This window comes from Leisingera sp. (assembly GCF_034669605.1).
GTDB lineage: Bacteria > Pseudomonadota > Alphaproteobacteria > Rhodobacterales > Rhodobacteraceae > Leisingera.
The window spans coordinates 1-18,333 of sequence record NZ_JAXMOX010000081.1; the positions used below are offsets into that span (position 1 = coordinate 1).

General features: G+C 65.3%; 22 protein-coding genes and 1 pseudogene. 12 read left to right on the forward strand and 11 right to left on the reverse strand.

Annotation, left to right across the window (positions count from 1 at the left end; all coding sequences use genetic code 11):
* The 4 genes and pseudogenes from VOI29_RS11800 to tnpA all read right to left on the reverse strand — a co-directional run.
* Positions 1–591: pseudogene (locus tag VOI29_RS11800) on the reverse strand (IS256 family transposase); the annotation flags it as partial.
* A 23-nt stretch (positions 592–614) separates the two neighbouring features.
* Entirely contained in the window at positions 615–2,354 is a 1,740-nt protein-coding gene (locus VOI29_RS11805; protein ID WP_323778957.1) for a recombinase family protein, read from the reverse strand.
* A 357-nt stretch (positions 2,355–2,711) separates the two neighbouring features.
* Positions 2,712–3,032: an IS66 family insertion sequence element accessory protein TnpB gene (gene tnpB, locus VOI29_RS11810; RefSeq protein ID WP_323778959.1), complete on the reverse strand. Its 321-nt coding sequence runs from the start codon at positions 3,030–3,032 to the stop codon at positions 2,712–2,714.
* Positions 3,029–3,430: an IS66-like element accessory protein TnpA gene (gene tnpA, locus VOI29_RS11815; protein ID WP_175393025.1), complete on the reverse strand. Its 402-nt coding sequence runs from the start codon at positions 3,428–3,430 to the stop codon at positions 3,029–3,031. Before tnpA ends, tnpB begins: the two co-directional genes overlap by 4 nt.
* Positions 3,431–3,705: 275 nt before the next feature.
* Here tnpA and VOI29_RS11820 point away from each other — a divergent pair, with 275 nt between their 5' ends.
* The 8 genes from VOI29_RS11820 to ureG all read left to right on the forward strand — a co-directional run bounded on the left by VOI29_RS11820 (position 3,706) and on the right by ureG (position 9,335).
* Positions 3,706–4,563, forward strand: a complete 858-nt coding sequence (locus VOI29_RS11820) for an urease accessory protein UreD (protein WP_323778962.1) — start codon at positions 3,706–3,708, stop codon at positions 4,561–4,563.
* Between the two features lie 14 nt (positions 4,564–4,577).
* Positions 4,578–4,880, forward strand: a complete 303-nt coding sequence (locus VOI29_RS11825) for an urease subunit gamma (protein ID WP_323778964.1) — start codon at positions 4,578–4,580, stop codon at positions 4,878–4,880.
* 215 nt (positions 4,881–5,095) lie between these two features.
* The gene (locus VOI29_RS11830; RefSeq protein ID WP_323778966.1) at positions 5,096–5,401 is read left to right on the forward strand and encodes an urease subunit beta; all 306 of its coding nucleotides are present in this window, start codon (positions 5,096–5,098) and stop codon (positions 5,399–5,401) included.
* A 1-nt stretch (position 5,402) separates the two neighbouring features.
* Positions 5,403–7,109, forward strand: coding sequence for an urease subunit alpha (gene ureC / locus VOI29_RS11835; protein ID WP_323778968.1), 1,707 nt, complete (start codon positions 5,403–5,405; stop codon positions 7,107–7,109).
* Between the two features lie 149 nt (positions 7,110–7,258).
* Entirely contained in the window at positions 7,259–7,483 is a 225-nt protein-coding gene (locus VOI29_RS11840) for a DUF1127 domain-containing protein (protein WP_323778970.1), read from the forward strand.
* A 31-nt stretch (positions 7,484–7,514) separates the two neighbouring features.
* Complete coding sequence (gene ureE, locus VOI29_RS11845; protein WP_323778972.1) at positions 7,515–8,012, forward strand: urease accessory protein UreE; 498 nt, start codon at positions 7,515–7,517, stop codon at positions 8,010–8,012.
* Positions 8,002–8,649, forward strand: coding sequence for an urease accessory protein UreF (locus VOI29_RS11850; protein ID WP_323778974.1), 648 nt, complete (start codon positions 8,002–8,004; stop codon positions 8,647–8,649). The genes ureE and VOI29_RS11850 overlap by 11 nt, the downstream gene beginning before the upstream one ends.
* Positions 8,646–9,335, forward strand: coding sequence for an urease accessory protein UreG (gene ureG, locus VOI29_RS11855; protein WP_323778976.1), 690 nt, complete (start codon positions 8,646–8,648; stop codon positions 9,333–9,335). Before VOI29_RS11850 ends, ureG begins: the two co-directional genes overlap by 4 nt.
* 459 nt (positions 9,336–9,794) lie before the next feature.
* On the opposite strand, the gene VOI29_RS11860 is transcribed toward ureG, so the two are convergent.
* The 3 genes from VOI29_RS11860 to VOI29_RS11870 form a co-directional block, all read right to left on the reverse strand.
* Positions 9,795–10,679, reverse strand: a complete 885-nt coding sequence (locus VOI29_RS11860; protein ID WP_323778995.1) for a PhzF family phenazine biosynthesis protein — start codon at positions 10,677–10,679, stop codon at positions 9,795–9,797.
* Between the two features lie 132 nt (positions 10,680–10,811).
* Positions 10,812–11,036 carry a DUF1150 family protein gene (locus VOI29_RS11865; protein ID WP_323778977.1) on the reverse strand — a complete coding sequence of 75 codons (225 nt, stop codon included), beginning with the start codon at positions 11,034–11,036 and terminating at the stop codon, positions 10,812–10,814.
* 5 nt (positions 11,037–11,041) lie between these two features.
* Positions 11,042–11,455 (reverse strand): Hsp20 family protein, encoded by a 414-nt coding sequence (locus tag VOI29_RS11870; protein WP_323778980.1) that lies wholly within the window; start codon positions 11,453–11,455, stop codon positions 11,042–11,044.
* Positions 11,456–11,636: 181 nt separating this feature from the next.
* Between VOI29_RS11870 and VOI29_RS11875 the strand changes: the two genes are divergently transcribed.
* Positions 11,637–11,861 (forward strand): YdcH family protein, encoded by a 225-nt coding sequence (locus VOI29_RS11875; protein ID WP_024089280.1) that lies wholly within the window; start codon positions 11,637–11,639, stop codon positions 11,859–11,861.
* A 404-nt stretch (positions 11,862–12,265) separates the two neighbouring features.
* Here the strand turns inward: VOI29_RS11875 and VOI29_RS11880 are convergent, their stop codons facing one another.
* Positions 12,266–12,565, reverse strand: a complete 300-nt coding sequence (locus tag VOI29_RS11880) for a hypothetical protein (protein WP_323778983.1) — start codon at positions 12,563–12,565, stop codon at positions 12,266–12,268.
* A gap of 250 nt (positions 12,566–12,815) precedes the next feature.
* Here VOI29_RS11880 and VOI29_RS11885 point away from each other — a divergent pair, with 250 nt between their 5' ends.
* The 3 genes from VOI29_RS11885 to VOI29_RS11895 all read left to right on the forward strand — a co-directional run bounded on the left by VOI29_RS11885 (position 12,816) and on the right by VOI29_RS11895 (position 15,885).
* Positions 12,816–14,111: a uracil-xanthine permease family protein gene (locus VOI29_RS11885; RefSeq protein WP_323778985.1), complete on the forward strand. Its 1,296-nt coding sequence runs from the start codon at positions 12,816–12,818 to the stop codon at positions 14,109–14,111.
* 204 nt (positions 14,112–14,315) lie between these two features.
* On the forward strand, positions 14,316–14,804 hold the full coding sequence (gene purE / locus VOI29_RS11890) for a 5-(carboxyamino)imidazole ribonucleotide mutase (RefSeq protein ID WP_323778986.1): 489 nt from the start codon (positions 14,316–14,318) through the stop codon (positions 14,802–14,804).
* Complete coding sequence (locus VOI29_RS11895; RefSeq protein ID WP_323778987.1) at positions 14,797–15,885, forward strand: 5-(carboxyamino)imidazole ribonucleotide synthase; 1,089 nt, start codon at positions 14,797–14,799, stop codon at positions 15,883–15,885. Before purE ends, VOI29_RS11895 begins: the two co-directional genes overlap by 8 nt.
* Positions 15,886–16,060: 175 nt before the next feature.
* Here the strand turns inward: VOI29_RS11895 and VOI29_RS11900 are convergent, their stop codons facing one another.
* The 3 genes from VOI29_RS11900 to VOI29_RS11910 all read right to left on the reverse strand — a co-directional run.
* Positions 16,061–17,209: an alpha-D-ribose 1-methylphosphonate 5-triphosphate diphosphatase gene (locus tag VOI29_RS11900; protein WP_323778989.1), complete on the reverse strand. Its 1,149-nt coding sequence runs from the start codon at positions 17,207–17,209 to the stop codon at positions 16,061–16,063.
* The gene (locus VOI29_RS11905) at positions 17,206–18,042 is read right to left on the reverse strand and encodes an alpha/beta fold hydrolase (RefSeq protein WP_323778991.1); all 837 of its coding nucleotides are present in this window, start codon (positions 18,040–18,042) and stop codon (positions 17,206–17,208) included. The genes VOI29_RS11900 and VOI29_RS11905 overlap by 4 nt, the downstream gene beginning before the upstream one ends.
* A 40-nt stretch (positions 18,043–18,082) precedes the next feature.
* A partial coding sequence (locus VOI29_RS11910; protein WP_323778993.1) for a DMT family transporter occupies positions 18,083–18,333 on the reverse strand: 251 nt, incomplete at its 5' end.

Genomic DNA, 18,333 nt, shown 5'->3' on the forward strand with positions numbered 1-18,333 from the left:
GTCCGGCAGGATCGCCAGGGCCACGAAGACCGCCTTGTTCGAGACCGCGCCGTCGCTGCGGATGTTGACCCGGATCGCATCCATGAACACCACCGGATAGCAGGGCTCAAGCGGGCGGTTCTGCCAAGCCGTCACCTCCTGCATCACGGTGTCGGTGATGGCCGAGATCAGGCTGGGTGACGCTTCGAAGCCTTAGATCTCCTCGATGTGGCCTTGGATCTCCCGGGTCGTCATGCCGCGGGCGTACATGCTGATGATCTTGGTGTCGAACTCCGGAAAGCGGCGCTGATACTTGGCGACCAGAACCGGGTCAAAGGTCCCGTTCCGGTCGCGCGGAATGTCCAGAACCACCTTGCCGGTGTCCGTGGCCACAGTCTTCTGGCTGCTGCCATTGCGTCGATTGGCGGGCCGGTTCTGGCCTTCAGGCGGCTCCTGCGCGCGCTCTTCGCTGAGATGTTCGTCCAACTCAGTGCTCAGCGCACGTTCCGCAAGCGCCTTGGTCAGTTCGGAAAGAATGCCCTCCTTGCCGAAAAGGTCGCTGGGCGAACGCCCTTCCATCAGCCGGTCCAACAGGTCTTTGTCTATGCTCATACGTGGGTCTCCTCAAAATTGAGCTACCACGCCAAGGCACAAAATTCAGGATAGTCCCCAGGGGTCCCTGCCTTTGCCAACTCGAGCAGGCGCGCCCTCATTTCATCGCCCCGGGCAAGTTTCGCGATCGCAGTTACCCGCATTTTGACGTCGAGTTCGGTCACCGCCCCTCCGCGCCATACGATACGGACCAGTGCGCTCTCGGGCGTCCGGTCGAGCACCACCTTGTCCACCAGGCAGCGCAGCAGCGCCTTGCGATGCGCGTCAGTGGTGGCGGGATCCGCCCAGATTTGGGGCAGACGTCCCGCAAGGGCCACCACCTTGCCGGTAAAAGCCTTCCCCATCGTCACATGGGCGGTCGGTTGCTCTGCGGACTGCTCGGCCAGCGCGGCCTCCGCCGCTCGAACCTCCATCAGCGCGCTTTCCCAGCGGCGCTCAAGTTCCGCGGCGACAAGACGGTTGTCAGGGTCAACGCGATTGAACTGCCGCTGTGCCAGGGCCGCGGCATAGCGTGTGCGCTCAACTTCGCGTTCTGCATTTGCACGCAGTGCGCTGTCGACCTGGCTCTGGGCCCGGCGGGCGCGCGACAGGGCATCGAGTTCCGCAGGTCTCAAAGCAGTCAGGAAAGCGTCAGCAACAGCGGCATCCACCGCTTTGGCCCGGATATGCTGGCAAGTGGGCAAACCAGAATGAGTACGCAAGTGGTTGCAAACATACTCTCCGCCGCCCTTGTATCGGACATACATTTTATGACCGCATCGTCCGCACCAGACTATACCGTGCAATAGAAGTTCGCCGTCGCGGGGGATGCCTCTTGTCTTGCTGCGCATGTATTCAGCTCGGTTGTCGCTCACGATGTTGCGGATGTTCTCATAGGTTGGCCAATCGATATAGGCCGGATACCGATCCTTCACGACGATCCGCCACTCTTCGAAAGGTCGTGCCACTTTTGCCGGGGACCGGCCGCCCGGTGTGGTGTCCCGAATACGGGTCCGGCCATAGACGAAAGCACCTGCATAGGCTGGATTTTTCAGGATCGTGGAAACCGCAGCGACCGTCGCACGAGCCCAATGCAGTTCGCCATGCCGGTCCCGGCGTGGCAGATCGAGACCACGATCATTCAGCATGCGCATCACCTTGGCGATACTGCGCAGCTTCAGAAAGAGCTCAAACACAAGACCGAGCCGGTCCTGAACAGCCATATCAGGATCTTTCAGCACCACACCGCTCGGGTCCCTCACAAGGCCGACAGGCAAGGTGAGGGCAAGTTCCCCGCGCTGTGCCTTGGCGATGAGGCCAGTCGTCAGACGGCTTCGGATCGTGTGTAGCTCCAGTTCAGATATGGTTCCCTTGAGGCCAAGAAGCAGGCGTCCGTTGGCGTTGCCGGGATCATAGACGCCGTCGCGATCGGCGATCAAACAGCCCCGCAACCCGCAAATGTCCAGAAGAGGATACCAATCGGAGCAGTTGCGCGCGAGCCGCGTGACATCAACGGACAGGATTATCCCCACGTCGCTCAGCCCAACCCGGCCGACAAGTTCCTGGAACCCGCTGCGATGCGCAGCGGACGCGCCGCTCAGACCAAGATCGGTGTCAATCACGTCAATATCGGCTTTATGCCATCCAAGATCATGGGCGCGCTGGCAAAGCGCATATTGCAGCCGCAGGCTCTCCTGGTTGCTCACCACCTGATGGGGCGTCGACTGCCGGATGTAGACAACTGCCTTGCGCTTCAGATGCGCCGGCTGGATCAACTCGGACATCACGAAATACCTCTGCCAGAACCACGGCAATGTCGTCGGCAATCTGGCGCCTTAGCGCCACCGGCAGCATCGTCCAAAGATCTTCGGGCGCTATACTCATGGCACTCGGAATCTACCACATCTAGTAGGTCGCGCAAAGCCTCTACGCTCAATTTAGTAGGATGGGGCGGTAAAGCAAGCGGCTCGGTCGTCGTCACGGGTACATTCAGAGTGACCCCATCGCGATACACAACCTCGTAGCAGGGCGAAGAACTGCCCCTGCGAAACCTCGATCGGCCTAGAACCTGGAATGATCGCCCATAGAGCGGGTGCCGCGGATCAAGCACCTGAACGTTCTCTGGAAAGGATTCGTCCGCATCACCAAAGGGGGTATCCCCAAACACCTTCGCTGAGCATGGCCAATTGAGCGGCGGTCAGACGCACGCTGCCATCCGTCGCCGCAGGCCATGGGAAACGACCCTTCTCCAGGACTTTGTAATACAGGCAAAAGCCCTGGCCATCCCAATACAGAAGCTTCACCCTGTCGCCGCGGCGCCCTCGAAACGCGAACACGGCACCGTTCGATGGCCGCTGCCTCAAGACATCCTGCGCGATCGCTGAAAGCCCCGCGATACCTTTGCGCATATCAGTGTGACCGCAGGCCAGGTAAACGCGAATGCCGGTGCCCGGGCCGATCATGCCGCCTCCACCGCCTGGATCAAACGGGTCAGCACCGCAGCATCCACATGGGCATCGACCCGCAAGCTGCGACCATTGCGCAGAACCACCTCAATCAACGCCAAGCTCGCTTCAGGGGCGCACGCTTCCGGCGGTTCCGGCGGCGACGTAATATCGACGGGCAGGAATAGCGTCGCGTCGTCTGGCGTCAGAAGCCCCTTCCTCCTCAGCTCGTATCGCCAGGCATAGATCTGCTGCCGCCTGATCTCGTGGCGCTGTGCGACCTGCGACACGGTCGCGCCGTTCACCCCGACCGAAAGCACAATCGCCAACTTCTCGTCGTCACTCCAGCGGCGCCGACGCTCCAAGCCAAGAATTTCGCCCCGCACAGCTGCCTCCCTCCCTGTAGGAGACGTCATTAAAGACGTCTTTATGGACGTCTCTTAGCAATCTCCAGGACACACGAGCAGGCGGTTCAAATCGGGCGCTTACGTTACACCAACTCCCGGGACACTATCTACTCTTACAAATTTGGAGTTTCATAGTGCTGCTGCAGCAGGCCGGTAAGTGCAGTCTCTCTAACGCCCAAATGGCAGGCACATCTTGATGCAGCCTGTCAATTTTCAGGCAAGTTTGCCAGTCCTGCACATATCTCCCAGCTGGCAACTGGCAAAGCCTCAAAGCACCCGGCCCAATGAAGCTACAAATTTCCCGGGAGCCGAACATCACCGCGCCGTCAGCCATAAACCATAGCCCAGCCTTGCCCCGCGCGATCGCCAGAGCAGAGGTTTCCGTGCATGTGCGGGACGGCTGTTCGAGGCTGAAGACGCTGCATCAATCCGGAGCGCTGAAGCTGCTTTTTCCGCAGGGCCGACCAGATGTCGAGGCGGTTGCGGTGAATACCGCTGGCGGCATCACCGGCGGGGACGATTTCCGGCTTGCAGCCACCGCCCATGCGGAGGCCGGCATGACGGTTACCACCCAGGCGGCGGAACGCATCTACCGGGCGCTGCCGGGCCAGACCGCCAGGGTGGAAACCCGGCTCTGCGCCAAGGCCGGCGCCAGGCTGAACTGGCTGCCGCAGGAAACCATTCTGTTCAACGGCTGCGCCCTGCACCGCCGCCTGATTGCCGAGCTGGAACCCGGTGCGCAGTTTCTGCTGGTTGAACCGTTTGTCTTCGGCCGCGCTGCAATGGGCGAAACACTTACGCATGCAGCGGTCCGCGACCGGATCGAAATCCGGCGCGGCGGCAGTCCTATCTACCTCGATGCCACGGCGCTTGCCGGCGATGCCGCAGCTATGCTGCAGCGGCGCGCGGTTGGGGGCGGCGCCGGCGCCATGGCCACACTTGTGCTGGTGGCACCGGAAGCCGAAGTGCAGCTTGATCCGCTGCGCCGGATGCTGCCGGAGGCCGGAGGCGCCTCCTTGCTTGGGCCGGATCTTCTGGTGCTCCGCCTGCTTGCCCGGGACGGCTTTGCCCTGCGCCAATGCCTTGTTCCGGTGCTGGAGCGGCTGCTGCCCGCGGGGCTGCCGCGCACATGGATGCTTTGAAGAAGGAGGAGCGGATGAACCTGACCCCGCGCGAAAAGGACAAGCTGCTGATCGCCATGGCTGCCGAAGTCGCCCGCAGGCGGCTGACCCGCGGTGTCAAGCTGAACCACCCGGAAGCGATTGCGCTGATTTCCGACGCGGTGGCCGAGGGCGCCCGCGATGGCCGCACGGTGGCTGAGATGATGGAGGCCGGCGCCCAGGTGGTCCGCCGGGATCAATGCATGGAAGGGGTGCCCGAAATGATCCGCGAAGTGCAGGTCGAGGCCACCTTTCCCGATGGCACCAAGCTGGTGACCGTTCACCAGCCCATCCGCTGAGACCCCGCCCGGTCCCGGCCGCCCCGGACCACCTGAGACAGGAGAATCACAATGCAGCTTTTACCCTTTACCGTCGCAGTTACTGCCCTTTCGGCGGGTCCCGCTCTGGCTCATGGCGGGGCACACGTCCATCCGCATGGGGCCGCCGGGCTCTGGCTTGGCTTTGCAGTGCTGGCGGCGCTTGCCGCAGGCGCCGTTCCGTCCTGGAGGCGGCAATGATTCCAGGAGCGCTGTTCCCTGCAGAAGGCAGCCTGACGCTGAATGCGGGCGCCGAAGCCATTACCCTGATGGTTGCCAACACCGGCGACCGGCCGGTCCAGGTGGCCAGCCATTACCATTTTGCCGAGGCCAACCCGGCGCTGGATTTCGACCGGGAGGCGGCCCGCGGCCGGCGGCTCGACATTGCTGCAGGCACCGCCGTGCGGTTCGAGCCGGGGCAGCGGCGCGAGGTGCAGCTGATCCCGATCCTCGGCAAGCGCCGGGTGTTCGGATTCAACCAGAAAGTCATGGGAGCGCTCTGACATGCCGGTACAGATCCCGCGCAGCGATTATGCGGCCATGTACGGCCCCACCACAGGTGACCGGCTGCGGCTGGCGGACACCGATCTGATCATCGAGGTGGAGCGCGACCTCACCACCTACGGCGAGGAGGTCAAATTCGGCGGCGGCAAGGTGATCCGCGACGGCATGGGCCAGGCACAGGCAACCCGCGCCGAGGGGGCCGTGGACACGGTCATCACCAACGCTCTGATCTTGGACTGGACCGGTATCTACAAGGCCGACGTGGGTCTCAGGGACGGGCGCATTGCCGCTATCGGCAAGGCGGGCAACCCGGACACCCAGCCGGACGTCTCTATCATCGCCGGCCCCGGCACCGAGGTGATCGCGGGCGAGGGGCGCATCCTGACCGCAGGCGGCTTTGACAGCCACATCCATTACATCTGCCCGCAGCAGATCGAGGACGCGCTGCATTCGGGCATCACCACCATGCTTGGCGGCGGCACCGGCCCGGCGCATGGCACGCTGGCAACGACCTGCACACCCGGCCCCTGGCACATCGGGCGGATGCTGCAGGCCGCGGATGCCTTTCCGATGAACCTCGCCTTTGCGGGCAAGGGCAATGCCTCGCTTCCGGCGGCACTGGAGGAACAAGTGCATGCCGGCGCCTGTGCGCTGAAGCTGCACGAGGACTGGGGCACCACCCCCGCCGCCATCGACTGCTGCCTCGGCGTTGCCGATGCGATGGATGTGCAGGTGATGATTCACACTGACACGCTCAATGAATCCGGCTTTGTCGAACACACCGTGCAGGCCATCAAGGGCCGCACCATCCACGCATTCCACACCGAAGGCGCCGGCGGCGGCCATGCCCCGGACATCATCCGGATCTGCGGCGAGGAGCATGTGCTGCCGTCCTCCACCAATCCGACGCGGCCCTTTACCGTCAACACGGTTGAAGAACACCTCGACATGCTGATGGTTTGCCACCACCTGGACAAGTCGATTCCCGAGGACGTCGCCTTCGCCGAAAGCCGCATCCGGCGCGAGACCATCGCAGCGGAGGACATCCTTCATGACATGGGGGCGTTTTCGATCATCGCCTCTGACAGCCAGGCCATGGGCCGGGTCGGCGAGGTGATCATCACCTGGCAGACCGCCGACAAGATGAAGAAGCAGCGCGGTCGCCTGGCTGAGGAGAGCGGCGGGAACGATAACTTCCGCGCCCGCCGGTATGTGGCGAAATACACCATCAACCCGGCGATCGCGCATGGGATCAGCCATGAGCTTGGTTCCGTCGAGGCGGGCAAGCGTGCCGATCTGGTGCTATGGAACCCGGCGTTTTTTGGCGTCAAGCCGGAAATGGTTCTGATGGGCGGCACCATCGTCTGCGCCCAGATGGGTGACCCCAATGCCTCGATCCCGACGCCGCAGCCGGTTTATTCCCGGCCGATGTGGGGCGCCTACGGTCGCTCGGTGGAACATACTGCCGTCACCTTCGTGTCGGAGGCGGCACAAGCTGCAGGCATCCGCGGCAGCCTCGGGCTGGCCAAGCAGACCGTGGCGGTGAAAAACACCCGCGGCATCGGCAAATCCGCACTCAAGCTCAACAGCGCCACCCCGCGGATGGAGGTCCACCCGGAAACCTATGAGGTGCGGGCGGACGGCGAGTTGCTGAATTGCCTGCCTGCCGCCGAGCTGCCGATGGCCCAGCGATATTTCCTGTACTGAAATTGAGCACCGGGAGAAAAACATGAGCAAAATCACAGCACAGCAAGACCTTCGCCGCAGCCGGGCGGCGAAAAAACTGGCCCTCGCTGCCGGCGCGGCATACCCCTTGTCTCAGAGGGAGGAGTTCACTGGAAAAGGAGTGATCTCCAATGGCAGCAATTTCACACATCATCACCGCCAGGCCGGAGGTGACGGCCATCCTGCGCCGCTGCTTTGCAGCCGCGGGCAATGCTTTGGTCGCCATTGCGGAAGCAGATTCCCGCATGCGCGCCGTGCGGCAGCTGAACGCGATGAGCGACGAGGAACTGGCGGAACGGGGCCTGAAGCGCGACGGAATCGTGCGTCATATCTTCTCGGACAAGTTCTACATCTGAGGCCGCTGGCCGCCGGCACAGGAGCGCAAGGATGACCGCGCCTGTGCTGACTGCCCGGGCATATCACAGCCATGCCCATGCCGCCGCCCCGGCGGACCGGGTGGTGCTGGATTACCAAGCCAGGTTCCTGCGCCGCAAGGTGCTGCAGACCGAAAGCGGCGGCCGCCTGCTGGTCGATCTTCCGCAGACCACTTCGCTGGAGCATGGCGGCGTGCTGGTTCTGGAGGACGGCGGCGAAGTTGCGGTTGCCGCCGCTGCCGAGCCGCTGCTGCAGATCACCGGTGCGTGGCTGCTGCGGCTGGCCTGGCATATCGGCAACCGCCATACCCCTTGCCAGATCGAGGATAGCCGGCTGCTGATCCGCCGGGACCATGTGATCCGCGCAATGCTGGTGCAGCTGGGCGCCACGGTGGAAGAGGTGACAGAGCCCTTCACCCCTGAAGGCGGCGCCTATGGCCACGGGCGCACCCATTCCCACGAACATGGCCATTCCCTTCATCATCGCCAGGAGCACGGCCATGAGCATTGAAACCGGGCCAGTGCTGCTGCTGCAGTGGCTGTCCCCTGCCTATCCGGTTGGCGCGTTTGCTTGGTCCCATGGGCTGGAAGCGGCAGTTGCCCGCAACGAGGTGGCGGACGGGGCGGGGCTGGAAGCCTGGCTGGGTGATCTGCTGCTGTTCGGCAGCGCCCGTGCCGACGCAATTCTGCTGGCCGCTGCCTTTCACGCCGCAAACGGGGCCGTGCTGGCAGAGGTGGACGCCACCGCCCGCGCCTTTGCCCCCTCGCGCGAGCGGCTGGCCGAAACGGTCGAGCAGGGCGCCGCCTTCTGCCGGGCCACGTCCGGGGTCTGGGGCGGCAGCCTGCGCGGTCTGACCTATCCGGTGGCTGTCGGCCGCGCGGCCTGCATGCACGGGCTGCCGCTGGCGTTGACGCTGGAAATGTTCACGCATGCCTTAGCCGCAAACCTGATCGCGGCGGGCCAGCGGCTGCTGCCGGTTGGCCAGATCGAAGGCCAGCGCATTCTGAAAAACCTCGGCCCGCTGGTGTCAGATGCAGCGAAAAACGCATTGACGGCGGACCTGTCCGGCCTCTCCAGCGCCTGTTTTGCTGCGGATATCGCCTCGATGGCTCATGAAACACAATATGCAAGGATCTTCCGGTCATGACCTCACCCCATGGTCCATTGCGGGTCGGCATCGGCGGCCCTGTCGGCGCGGGCAAGACCACGCTGACCGCCCGGCTTGCCCGTTTTCTGTCGCCGCATCACTCGATCGGGGTGATCACCAATGATATCTACACCCAGGAGGACGCCGAGGCGCTGATGCGGATGCAGGTGCTGCCGCAGGACCGGGTGATCGGGGTCGAAACCGGCGGCTGTCCGCATACTGCAATCCGCGAGGATGCCTCGATCAACCTGGCTGCGGTGGCCGAGATGGAGCGGCGCCACCCGGATGTGGAAATTGTGCTGATCGAAAGCGGCGGCGACAATCTGTCTGCCACCTTCAGTCCCGAACTGGCCGATGTGACGCTGTACGTGATCGATGTCGCCGCGGGGGAGGAGATCCCGAGAAAGGGCGGGCCGGCGATTACCCGCTCTGACCTGCTGGTCATCAACAAGACGGATCTGGCGCCCCATGTCGGTGCGTCGCTTGATGTAATGGCGCGCGATGCCGCCCGGATGCGCGGGTCGCTGCCCACCGTGTTCACTAACCTGCGGCAAGGGAATGGAGTTGGCGAAGTGCTTGGCCATCTCTCTGCAATCGGGGGCCTCACTTTCGCTCTGCATCTTGAAGAGCGTTCCAGCTGCAGAAGCGGGATTGCTGATTGGGTCCCTGACGCTGACGGCGCCTGAAGCAGTAACCCTGCAGGCCTTGACGCTGCGCAAGGAGCCCAAGGCCGGCGCCGGCCGCTATGATGGATTGCGGCGCCACGCCCGGCCGCTCCGTCCCGCTCATTGAGGGTCGTTACCGGCCGCGGCCCTGGGGCGGTTTGAAACCCGCTCCGCAGACAGGCTTCAACGACTGCTCCGCCGACGGATGCTGCCGACGGATGCTGCATGGCGGCAAAAACAATAGCGCGCGCGCGAGCATTTTCTGCGTAAGCAATAGCGGCAAGAGCAAAAATCCGAAATGCCCGGCACAAGGTGAGTTCGGCCTTTGGAAAGGCTGCGCGAGGCACGAACGGCGGAACGGGGAAAGCTGTGCTGCGGCATTCGGCTAGGCTATGGGCGGCAATCAGGCGCGCGTAGCAGGTTTCTGCAAATTCCGCTTCCTGCGCAAAGCCGCCTCTGCTTTACCTGCCCTGCCCTGCCCTACACCGCCTCCGGCAGGTCCACCGTGCCGCGCATCAGCACAAAGCCTTCACCCGCCACCCGCACGCCCTCAATTGCCTCCGCAGACCCGACCCGCGCCACCCGCGCCTGGCCGGGGCGGCCCAGTCCGTGACCCTGCTCGGCGACAAACTCCGCCTTCTTCATCAGCCCGTGACGCCACAGATAAGCCGCCATGGCGCCGGTCGCGGAGCCGGTGAACGGGTCCTCCGGCGGGCTGGGCGGCGCCATCAGAAGCCGCGAGAATGTATCGCCCGCCTCCGTCGCGCCCTCCAGCGCCACCAGAAACGGCTCCATCATATCGATCCCATCCGCGCCCAGCGACTGGCCCAGCGCGGCCAGCGCCTCCAGGTTCAGCTCGGCCGCTTCCAGCGCCGCCCGGTCCTTCAGCACCGTCACGCAGAACGGCAGCCCGGTCGACACTTTCTGCGGCCGCCCCGCGATTGCCGCCACCGGCAGCGACACCGCCGCCGCCACCAGCGCGGGGTCGGCAAAGGGGCCGAATTCCGGCGCCGCCTGGGTCATCGAAATCAAATCGCCCTCCAGCGTCACCGGCACAATCCCGGCCCCGGTTTCCAGCGTGATGCTGCCGCCCCCGATCAGCCCGCGGTCCCGCATCGCCGCCACCGTGGCAATGGTCGGATGGCCGGCAAAGGGGATTTCACGGCTGGCCAGGAAGTACCGCACTTTCACATCCGCCACCTCAGACGGGCCGGTAAAGGTGCATTCCACCAGCGAGGTCTCCCGCACGTAGGCGGTGCAGACCGCCTCCGGCAGATGCGCCGCCCGATGCACCACCGCACAGCCATTGCCGCCAAAGGCGCGGCCCGCAAAGGCATCCACCCAGTCGAAATCATAGCGCGCCATCATCGCCCCCGGTTTTTCAGACATCAAAAAAGGCGGACCATTGCCCGCCTTTTCCATCTTGCGGGCCCGTTGCCCGAAGTCAATCGGCCGCCATCGCAGCCCGCTGCAGACTGGCCTTGACGCCGCCCGGCCCTAATGCACCGGCACCGGCGTCATGTCGTTCTGCCGCGCCAGCACAAAGGCGAGGCGGCGGTCGGCCACCAGCGCCAGCTGGCCGCCCTCGGCGTCATGCACCGCATAAAGCTGCTCATGGCCGCCCGCGCTGTCCCGCACGTCCTTGGGAAGATCCGCCACCGCAACCGCCTTTACATAGACGATCCGCTCCGCGCCCTGGCTGAAATCAAACGGTGTATGCATAGCTCTTACCCCTTTTTTATATTGATCGTCTGGACCACGGTTTCAGGCCGGGCACGGGTCAGATCCACATGCAACAGCCCGTTTTCTATCACTGCCTCGCCCACTTCGACGCCATCGGCCAGCACGAACATGCGCTGGAACTGGCGCGCCGCGATGCCGCGGTGCAGGAACACCCGCCCCTCGCTGTCGTCGCGCTGGCGGCCGCGGATCACCAGCTGGCGGTCCTCGACGGTGATCGCCAGATCCTCCTCGGCGAAACCGGCCACGGCCAGGGTGATGCGGTAGGAATGATCGGACGTCTGTTCGATATTATAGGGAGGATAGCCTTCGTTGCCCGATTTGGCCGAGCGTTCCAGCAGACGTTCCAACTGCTCGAATCCCAGCATATGCGGATAAGAGGCCAAGGTAAGTTTCGACACGGTGTTCGTCCTTTATGCCAAAGCGACGGATGCGCGCGGCCCCGGTCCCGGCAGCCGCTTCCAGAAGAATATGGGAAGTTCCTTTTGGATTCACAAGAGCATGTGCCCATAGGCCTAGCGGAAAATCTGTTAAGGAAGTATCTTCAGCCTTACTTCAATCCTAAGCTTTACTGAGTCGCCAATGAACGCACCCACAGATGTGTCGATGAAGACCGATGAGGTCCTCAAGGTTGAGCTGGAGGTTTTCCGCAGGCAGCACCGGGATCTGGACGAGGCAATCGGCGCGCTGGAAGAACGCGCCACCAGCGATCAGCTGACGATCCGCCGCCTGAAGAAACAAAAGCTCATCCTCAAGGACAAGATCGCCTTGATCGAAGACCGGCTGACCCCGGATATTATCGCCTGACAGCGCCGCCGGCAAAGGGCGGGCCCGCGCCTGAGCCGCAGGGGCGCAGCTGCAGAACGCAGTGTTTTACCAGTTTCCACCGGGTCTCCCGCCCGCTTCTCCGCGCAGCCGGCTGCGCCGCAAGCCGTTGGACATGGCAGCGCGCCTGACGGCGCGCTGCGGTTCCGCGTCACTGCAGGTTACAGATCCTTGCAAAGCCGCAGCGCATCCTGGACGGCAGCGTGCATAGTGCGCCCGCAAACCGCATCCCCGGCCCGCGCCAGCCGGAAACCGCCCTGCGGACCCGGCGCCGGGTCCTGCCCCCGGCCGCCAGCGCAATCCTGCCGCACCCGCCGGCCCCGGCACCGGCAGCCAGTGCCCATCGTCCCAGGCGGTGCGGCGGCCCGTATCGCTGAACTGGCACATCACCGCAGCGCCAGGGCTGCCCCCTCCGTCAGCCTCTGGAACCATGGGGTGATGCTGCCATCGCCGGCATACAGCTGCCCGAAGACCAAAGGGCTGTCCGCCGCGATATTGGCCGGGCCGCCGGTGACCGCCAGCGCAAGGCCGCCGCGCGATTTCTTCTCATGGTGCAGCCGGTAACGGCCGCGCGGATCGCCGCCCTGCTGAAACGAGGGCGCATGCGCCGTGCTCATGATGCGGTTGCGCAGGGTTAGGCGGCGGTTCCGCAAGGGCTGAGGAAGCGGATCATTGGTCAGGATCATGGGGTGCGCTCCGTTTGGTGCTGCCACCTGCCATAGGTCCGGCCCGGCCGCTGGCCCGCTTGCAGAAAACCGGCCTCTTGCCGGCGCCGTTGCGGCAGCCCGCCCGCGGCTGGCGGAATCTCCGTCTGACTGGATGGTCAAAACCGGATTTTCCGTTTACCAGCGGCGCAATTTGTGCCCGCCGCCCGTTCCGGCACCGGCGGCACAGCCGAATAACCCGGCCGAATAACCCGGCCGATTGAACCAGAAGATGAGCCAGACAATGACCGCCACCAGCGACCGCAGTCCGGTGCCTGATGTCCAGGACACCGCGTACAGATTCTCCCCGAAACAAGCGCTGATCGGCGCCCAGATGCTGTTTGTCGCCTTCGGCGCGCTGGTGCTGGTGCCGCTGCTGACCGGGCTGAACCCCAGCGTGGCGCTGTTCACCGCGGGGATTGGCACGCTGATCTTCCAGATCGTGACCCGCGGCCAGGTGCCGGTGTTCCTGGCGTCCTCCTTTGCCTTCATTGCGCCGATCCTCTACGGCGTGCAGACCTGGGGCATGGCGGCGACCACCGGCGGGCTGGCGGCAGCGGGCCTGCTCTACGTGGCTCTCAGCTTTGCCATCCGCGCCTTTGGCGCCGGTTTCCTGCACCGGCTGCTGCCGCCGGTGGTGGTCGGCCCGGTGATCATGGTGATCGGCCTGTCGCTGGCGCCGGTGGCGGTGAACATGGCCACCGGCCTGGCGGGCGGCACCCAGGTGATGCCCAGGAACACCGCCCTGCTGCTCGCCGCTGTTGCCCTCGGCACCACCATGCTGACCGCAATCCTCGGCCGCGGCATCATCCGCGTGGTGCCGATCCTGGCCGGTGTCGCCGCAGGCTACGGCGCCGCGCTGATCCTCGGGGCGGTCACCGGGCAAAGCCTGATCGACACCGCGCCGCTGGCCGCGGCGGACTGGTTCGCAATCCCGGCCTTCGTCGCGCCCGAGTTCAACCTCGCTGCCATCCTGTTCATCCTGCCGGTCGCCATTGCGCCTGCGATCGAACACTTCGGCGACATCCTGGCAATCTCCAATGTCACCAAGCGCGATTACATGCAGAAACCCGGCATCCAGAACACTATGCTGGGCGACGGGCTGGCCACGGCCGCCGCGGGCCTGCTGGGCGGGCCGCCCAACACCACCTATTCCGAGGTCACCGGCGCCGTTACCCTGACCCGCGCCTTCAACCCGGCGATCATGACCTGGGCGGCGATCTTCGCCATCGCGCTCTCGTTCATGGGCAAGCTTTCGGGCGCCCTTGCCACCATCCCGATGCCGGTGATGGGCGGCATCATGATCCTGCTGTTCGGCATGGTCACCGTGGTCGGCCTGTCGGTTCTGGCCAAACTGGGCGAGGCGCTGTCCGAGGCCCGCAACATGGTGATCATCTCCACCGTGCTGATCATCGGGCTCGGCGGGCTGACGCTGCAATTCGGCGAGGGCTTCACCCTGGCAGGCATCGGCCTCTCCGGCGTTGCGGGCCTCTTGCTGAACCTGATCCTGCCGCAACAGCGCGGCTGATCCCGCCAAGCGCCGCCGCCGCGCCCGGGCGCGGCGGCGCTGCAGCTTGCCTGCGTCCCGCGCGGGCGGGAGCCGCCTGCGGCAAAGCGCCGGAGCGCGCAAAATAAGGCCGGATGCCCTGCGAATCCGCCGCCTGCCGGATTGCGCAGAACCCAGCTTTCCCTATAGTGCGCGCTCCACAAGCCGCGACAGGAGCCAACAGCCATGGCCGACATCAAAGTAGGCATCATCATGGGCAGCCAATCCGACTGGCCCACCATGAAGGAAGCCGCCACCATCCTGGATGAACTGGGTGTTCCCTATGAGGCCAAGATCGTCTCTGCCCACCGCACCCCGGACCGGCTGTGGAGCTACGGCAAATCCGCCGCCGGGCGCGGGCTGCAGGTGATCATCGCAGGTGCAGGCGGTGCCGCCCACCTGCCCGGCATGGTGGCCTCCAAGACCCGCGTGCCGGTGGTTGGCGTGCCGGTGCAGACGCGCGCCCTCTCCGGTGTCGACTCGCTCTATTCCATCGTGCAGATGCCCAAAGGCTTCCCGGTGGCCACCATGGCGATCGGCGCCGCCGGCGCTGCCAATGCGGGCCTGATGGCCGCAGGCATCCTGGCGCTGCAGGACCCCGCCCTGGCCCGGCGCCTCGACGACTGGCGAGAAGCGCTCTCCGCCTCAATCCCCGAGGAGCCCTCCGATGACTGAAGCCCACGCACAGGTTTTGCAGCCCGGCGCCACCATCGGCATCCTCGGCGGCGGCCAGCTCGGCCGGATGCTCTCGGTCGCGGCCTCCCGCCTCGGCTTCAAGACCCATATCTTCGAGCCGGGCGCCAACCCGCCCGCAGGCCATGTCGCCGACCGGGTGACCACCGCAGGCTATGAAGATGCCGGGGCGCTCGCCGCCTTTGCCGCTTGTGCCGATGTGATCACCTATGAGTTCGAGAATATCCCGACCTCGGCGCTCGACCTGCTGGAATCGCAGAAACCGATCCGCCCGGGCCGTGAAGCCTTGCGGATCAGCCAGGACCGGCTGACCGAAAAAACCTTCCTGCAGGACCTTGGCCTCACAACCGCGCCTTTTGCCGATATCAGCGATCAGGCCAGCCTCGACGCGGCGCTGGCGGACATCGGCGCGCCGTCGATCCTGAAAACCCGCCGCTTTGGCTATGACGGCAAGGGCCAGGCCCGCATCCAGGCACCGGATGACGCCGCCGAGGCCCTCGCCGCCATGGCAGGCGCGCCCTCGATCCTCGAAGGGTTTGTCACCTTCAGCCATGAGGTCTCCGTCATTGCCGCCCGCGGCGTGACCGGCGAGATCGCCTGTTTCGACCCCGGCGAAAACATCCACCGCGACGGCATCCTGCATACCACCACCGTGCCTGCGCGCCTCAGCAAAAGCCAGCGCATGGATGCGGTGCTGATGGCCGGCAAGATCCTGAACGCGCTCGATTATGTCGGTGTTCTGGGGGTGGAGCTGTTCGTGACGCCGCAAGGGCTGATCGTCAACGAGATCGCGCCGCGAGTGCATAATTCCGGCCATTGGACCCAGAACGGCTGCACCGTCGACCAGTTCGAACAGCACATCCGCGCGGTGGCCGGCTGGCCGCTGGGCGACGGCCGGCGCCATTCCGATGTGGTGATGGAAAACCTGATCGGCGCTGACGTGGACCGCATCCCGGAGCTGGCCAAGGAACCCGGCTGCGCCCTCCACCTCTATGGCAAGGCCGAGGCCAAACCGGGCCGCAAGATGGGCCATGTGAACCGGGTGGTGAAAGCCCAGGACTGAGCGTCAGCTGTCCAGGCCGGGGGCGCTGCCCCCAGACCCCCGGGAGTATGTCCAACCAGAAAACAGCGCGGACGCTTTGCGCCGGTCAAGGACTGAGACTGAACCTGTGAAAGCGGCCCCGCCGGTTTCACGCGCCGCAAAGAGGGCCAGCCGGCCTGATGCGCGGCGCCGCCCCCTAGCCCAGGAAACGGGCCGCAACATCCCCCGACATATAGCTGACCCGCCCGGCCGAGATCGTCGCCGCAACCCGCTGGGTTGCCTTGTCCAGCACCAGGATATCAGCGCGTTGGCCTGCCTCCAGCCGTCCGCGGTCCTGCAGCCCCAGCAGCCGCGCCGGCCCTTCCGAAACCAGCCGCCACGCGGCTGCCAGATCCAGCAAGCCTGAGCGTTCCAGCATCAGCGCCGCCCGGCGCGGGCTGGGATAGTGATAATCCGAGGCCAGCGCATCGCAATACCCCATCGCGATCAGCTCCACCGCCGAGGCATTGCCCTTGTGCGAGCCGCCGCGCACCACATTGGGCGAGCCGAGGATGACGGGATCGCCTGCCGCCCGCGCAGCCTCTGCCGCCTCCAGCGTTTCGGGAAACTCGGAAATCCGCGCACCGCGCGCGCGCCAGACAGCGCGGTCCTGCGCCGTCTGGTCGTCATGGCTGCCCAGCCGCACATCCAGCGCCGCCAGCTCCCGGCACAGCGCATCCAGCCGGCCCGGCACCTCGTCCTTGCGGGCGTGCATATCCTTCAGCATCTGCCAATGCATGTCCGGGTTGCGCCCCGCCTTCAGCGCCTGGCCGGTCAGCCGCGGCGGCTTTTTGCCCGCCGCCAGCCGCTCATGCGGCAGGTGATCGTTGAACACCACATAAGGCACCTGCCACTCTGCCGCCCTGGCGGCCAGGCCGGCATAATCCTCCAGCATATGGACCTCGAACCGCAGCTGCGGCAGCAGGTCTGTCACCAGGCTGCCGCGCACCGCCTTGATGCCCTCAAACACCTGGGCCGCAAATTCCGGGCCGCGCAAACCGCCCTCCCAGGAGTAGAACTGCGCCAGCACCGCCGTGGTGATGCCATTGGCGGCCAGCTCTGCCTCGGCCGCGACGACGCCCTCCGCCATCTGCTTCATCGCGCCGCGGCGCGGTGCCAGATGGCGCTCGAACCCGTCGCCATGGGCGTCCACAATCCCCGGCAGCACCAGATAGCCCGCCAGATTAACCCGGCGCCCCGCCGCCGCATCCGCCACCAGCCCGCCGCTTATCGCAATCGCGCCGCCATGCTCCAGTCCGCCGGGGCGCAGCACATCGCCGCCCTGCAGGGTCAGGTCCAATGTCATTCCTCCGCCTCTTCACAGCCGCCGTTCAACTGGCAGGCCTCGGTGATAATCTCTTCCACCGCCGCCAGCCAGGTCAGCGACGGCTCAAACCGCCCTTCCTCCAGGAAATGCAGTGCCTGCGCCATCACCTGCGGATTGTTCATCATATAGGTGTGGGTGACCGGCAGGGTGAGATGCGCCGCCATGCCATCCACCTTGGTGCTTTCGACCGAAACCTTGCCATCATCCGCCCCCGGGATAAGCGCCGAGAACAGCGGGTTCAGCGTCTCGCTGCCGGCAATCACCCCGAGCTCGAAATCCACCGGCGGCAACCGCCCTGGCAGGCCGTCCGCCCCGGTGCCCAGCTGCAGCCCGGCCGGGCCGTTCAGCAGCCCGAACACCTCCCAGTCGCCCAGCTCGTCGACCAGCTCGCTGCCCTGGTTCGGCGGCCCCATCATCACCACCCGCCCCAGGGTTTCCGGGTGGTGATCCTGCAGCCAGTGGCGCAGCAGGATGCCGCCCATCGAATGGGTCACCACATGGGTTTCCGCCGCGCCGCAGGCCGCAAAAGCCTCTGGCAGGGTGGTTTCCGCCAGCACCCCGACGCTGTCTTCGGTCGAGGCATAACCGGGCCGCACCACATCATAGCCGCGCGACTGCAGCACCTCCTCCATCACCGCGAATGAGGTTTCGGACCGCGCCAGCCCGTGCAACAGGATCACGCATTCGGCGGCGGCAGGCAGCGGCAGCAGCAGGACCGCGGCCAGCGCAGCAGGCAGAGCAGCAGGCAGAACGCCAGGCAGAGCAGCAGGCGGAACGCCAGGCAGGGCGGCGGGTTTCAAACAGGACAACATGCGCCCCAGATAAGCGCATTTGCCAGCCGGTAAAAGCCCCTCACTCCGCCAACGGGGCCCGCGCGGCAGGCGGGCGCAATACCGCCAGGGCAATGCCGCCCAGCACCGCCACCGACCCGAACAGCAGCCGCAGCCCGATGGCCTCGCCCAGCAGCACAGCGCCCGCCAGAATCGCAATCACCGGCACGCTCAGCTGCACCGTGGCCGCCACCGCCGGCAGCAGCTGCGGCAGCACCCGGTACCACAGCGCATAGCCCAGCCCCGAGGTCACCGCCCCCGACACCACCGCCA

Bases quoted from the DNA above. Each gene is read 5' to 3' on its own strand.
- VOI29_RS11805 (WP_323778957.1), bottom strand. From the start codon at position 2,354: ATGTCCGAGTTGATCCAGCCGGCGCATCTGAAGCGCAAGGCAGTTGTC.
- tnpB (WP_323778959.1), bottom strand. From the start codon at position 3,032: ATGATCGGCCCGGGCACCGGCATTCGCGTTTACCTGGCCTGCGGTCAC.
- tnpA (WP_175393025.1), bottom strand. From the start codon at position 3,430: ATGACGTCTCCTACAGGGAGGGAGGCAGCTGTGCGGGGCGAAATTCTT.
- VOI29_RS11820 (WP_323778962.1), top strand. From the start codon at position 3,706: ATGAAGCTACAAATTTCCCGGGAGCCGAACATCACCGCGCCGTCAGCC.
- VOI29_RS11825 (WP_323778964.1), top strand. From the start codon at position 4,578: ATGAACCTGACCCCGCGCGAAAAGGACAAGCTGCTGATCGCCATGGCT.
- VOI29_RS11830 (WP_323778966.1), top strand. From the start codon at position 5,096: ATGATTCCAGGAGCGCTGTTCCCTGCAGAAGGCAGCCTGACGCTGAAT.
- ureC (WP_323778968.1), top strand. From the start codon at position 5,403: ATGCCGGTACAGATCCCGCGCAGCGATTATGCGGCCATGTACGGCCCC.
- VOI29_RS11840 (WP_323778970.1), top strand. From the start codon at position 7,259: ATGGCAGCAATTTCACACATCATCACCGCCAGGCCGGAGGTGACGGCC.
- ureE (WP_323778972.1), top strand. From the start codon at position 7,515: ATGACCGCGCCTGTGCTGACTGCCCGGGCATATCACAGCCATGCCCAT.
- VOI29_RS11850 (WP_323778974.1), top strand. From the start codon at position 8,002: ATGAGCATTGAAACCGGGCCAGTGCTGCTGCTGCAGTGGCTGTCCCCT.
- ureG (WP_323778976.1), top strand. From the start codon at position 8,646: ATGACCTCACCCCATGGTCCATTGCGGGTCGGCATCGGCGGCCCTGTC.
- VOI29_RS11860 (WP_323778995.1), bottom strand. From the start codon at position 10,679: ATGGCGCGCTATGATTTCGACTGGGTGGATGCCTTTGCGGGCCGCGCC.
- VOI29_RS11865 (WP_323778977.1), bottom strand. From the start codon at position 11,036: ATGCATACACCGTTTGATTTCAGCCAGGGCGCGGAGCGGATCGTCTAT.
- VOI29_RS11875 (WP_024089280.1), top strand. From the start codon at position 11,637: ATGAACGCACCCACAGATGTGTCGATGAAGACCGATGAGGTCCTCAAG.
- VOI29_RS11880 (WP_323778983.1), bottom strand. From the start codon at position 12,565: ATGATCCTGACCAATGATCCGCTTCCTCAGCCCTTGCGGAACCGCCGC.
- VOI29_RS11885 (WP_323778985.1), top strand. From the start codon at position 12,816: ATGAGCCAGACAATGACCGCCACCAGCGACCGCAGTCCGGTGCCTGAT.
- purE (WP_323778986.1), top strand. From the start codon at position 14,316: ATGGCCGACATCAAAGTAGGCATCATCATGGGCAGCCAATCCGACTGG.
- VOI29_RS11895 (WP_323778987.1), top strand. From the start codon at position 14,797: ATGACTGAAGCCCACGCACAGGTTTTGCAGCCCGGCGCCACCATCGGC.
- VOI29_RS11900 (WP_323778989.1), bottom strand. From the start codon at position 17,209: ATGACATTGGACCTGACCCTGCAGGGCGGCGATGTGCTGCGCCCCGGC.
- VOI29_RS11905 (WP_323778991.1), bottom strand. From the start codon at position 18,042: ATGTTGTCCTGTTTGAAACCCGCCGCCCTGCCTGGCGTTCCGCCTGCT.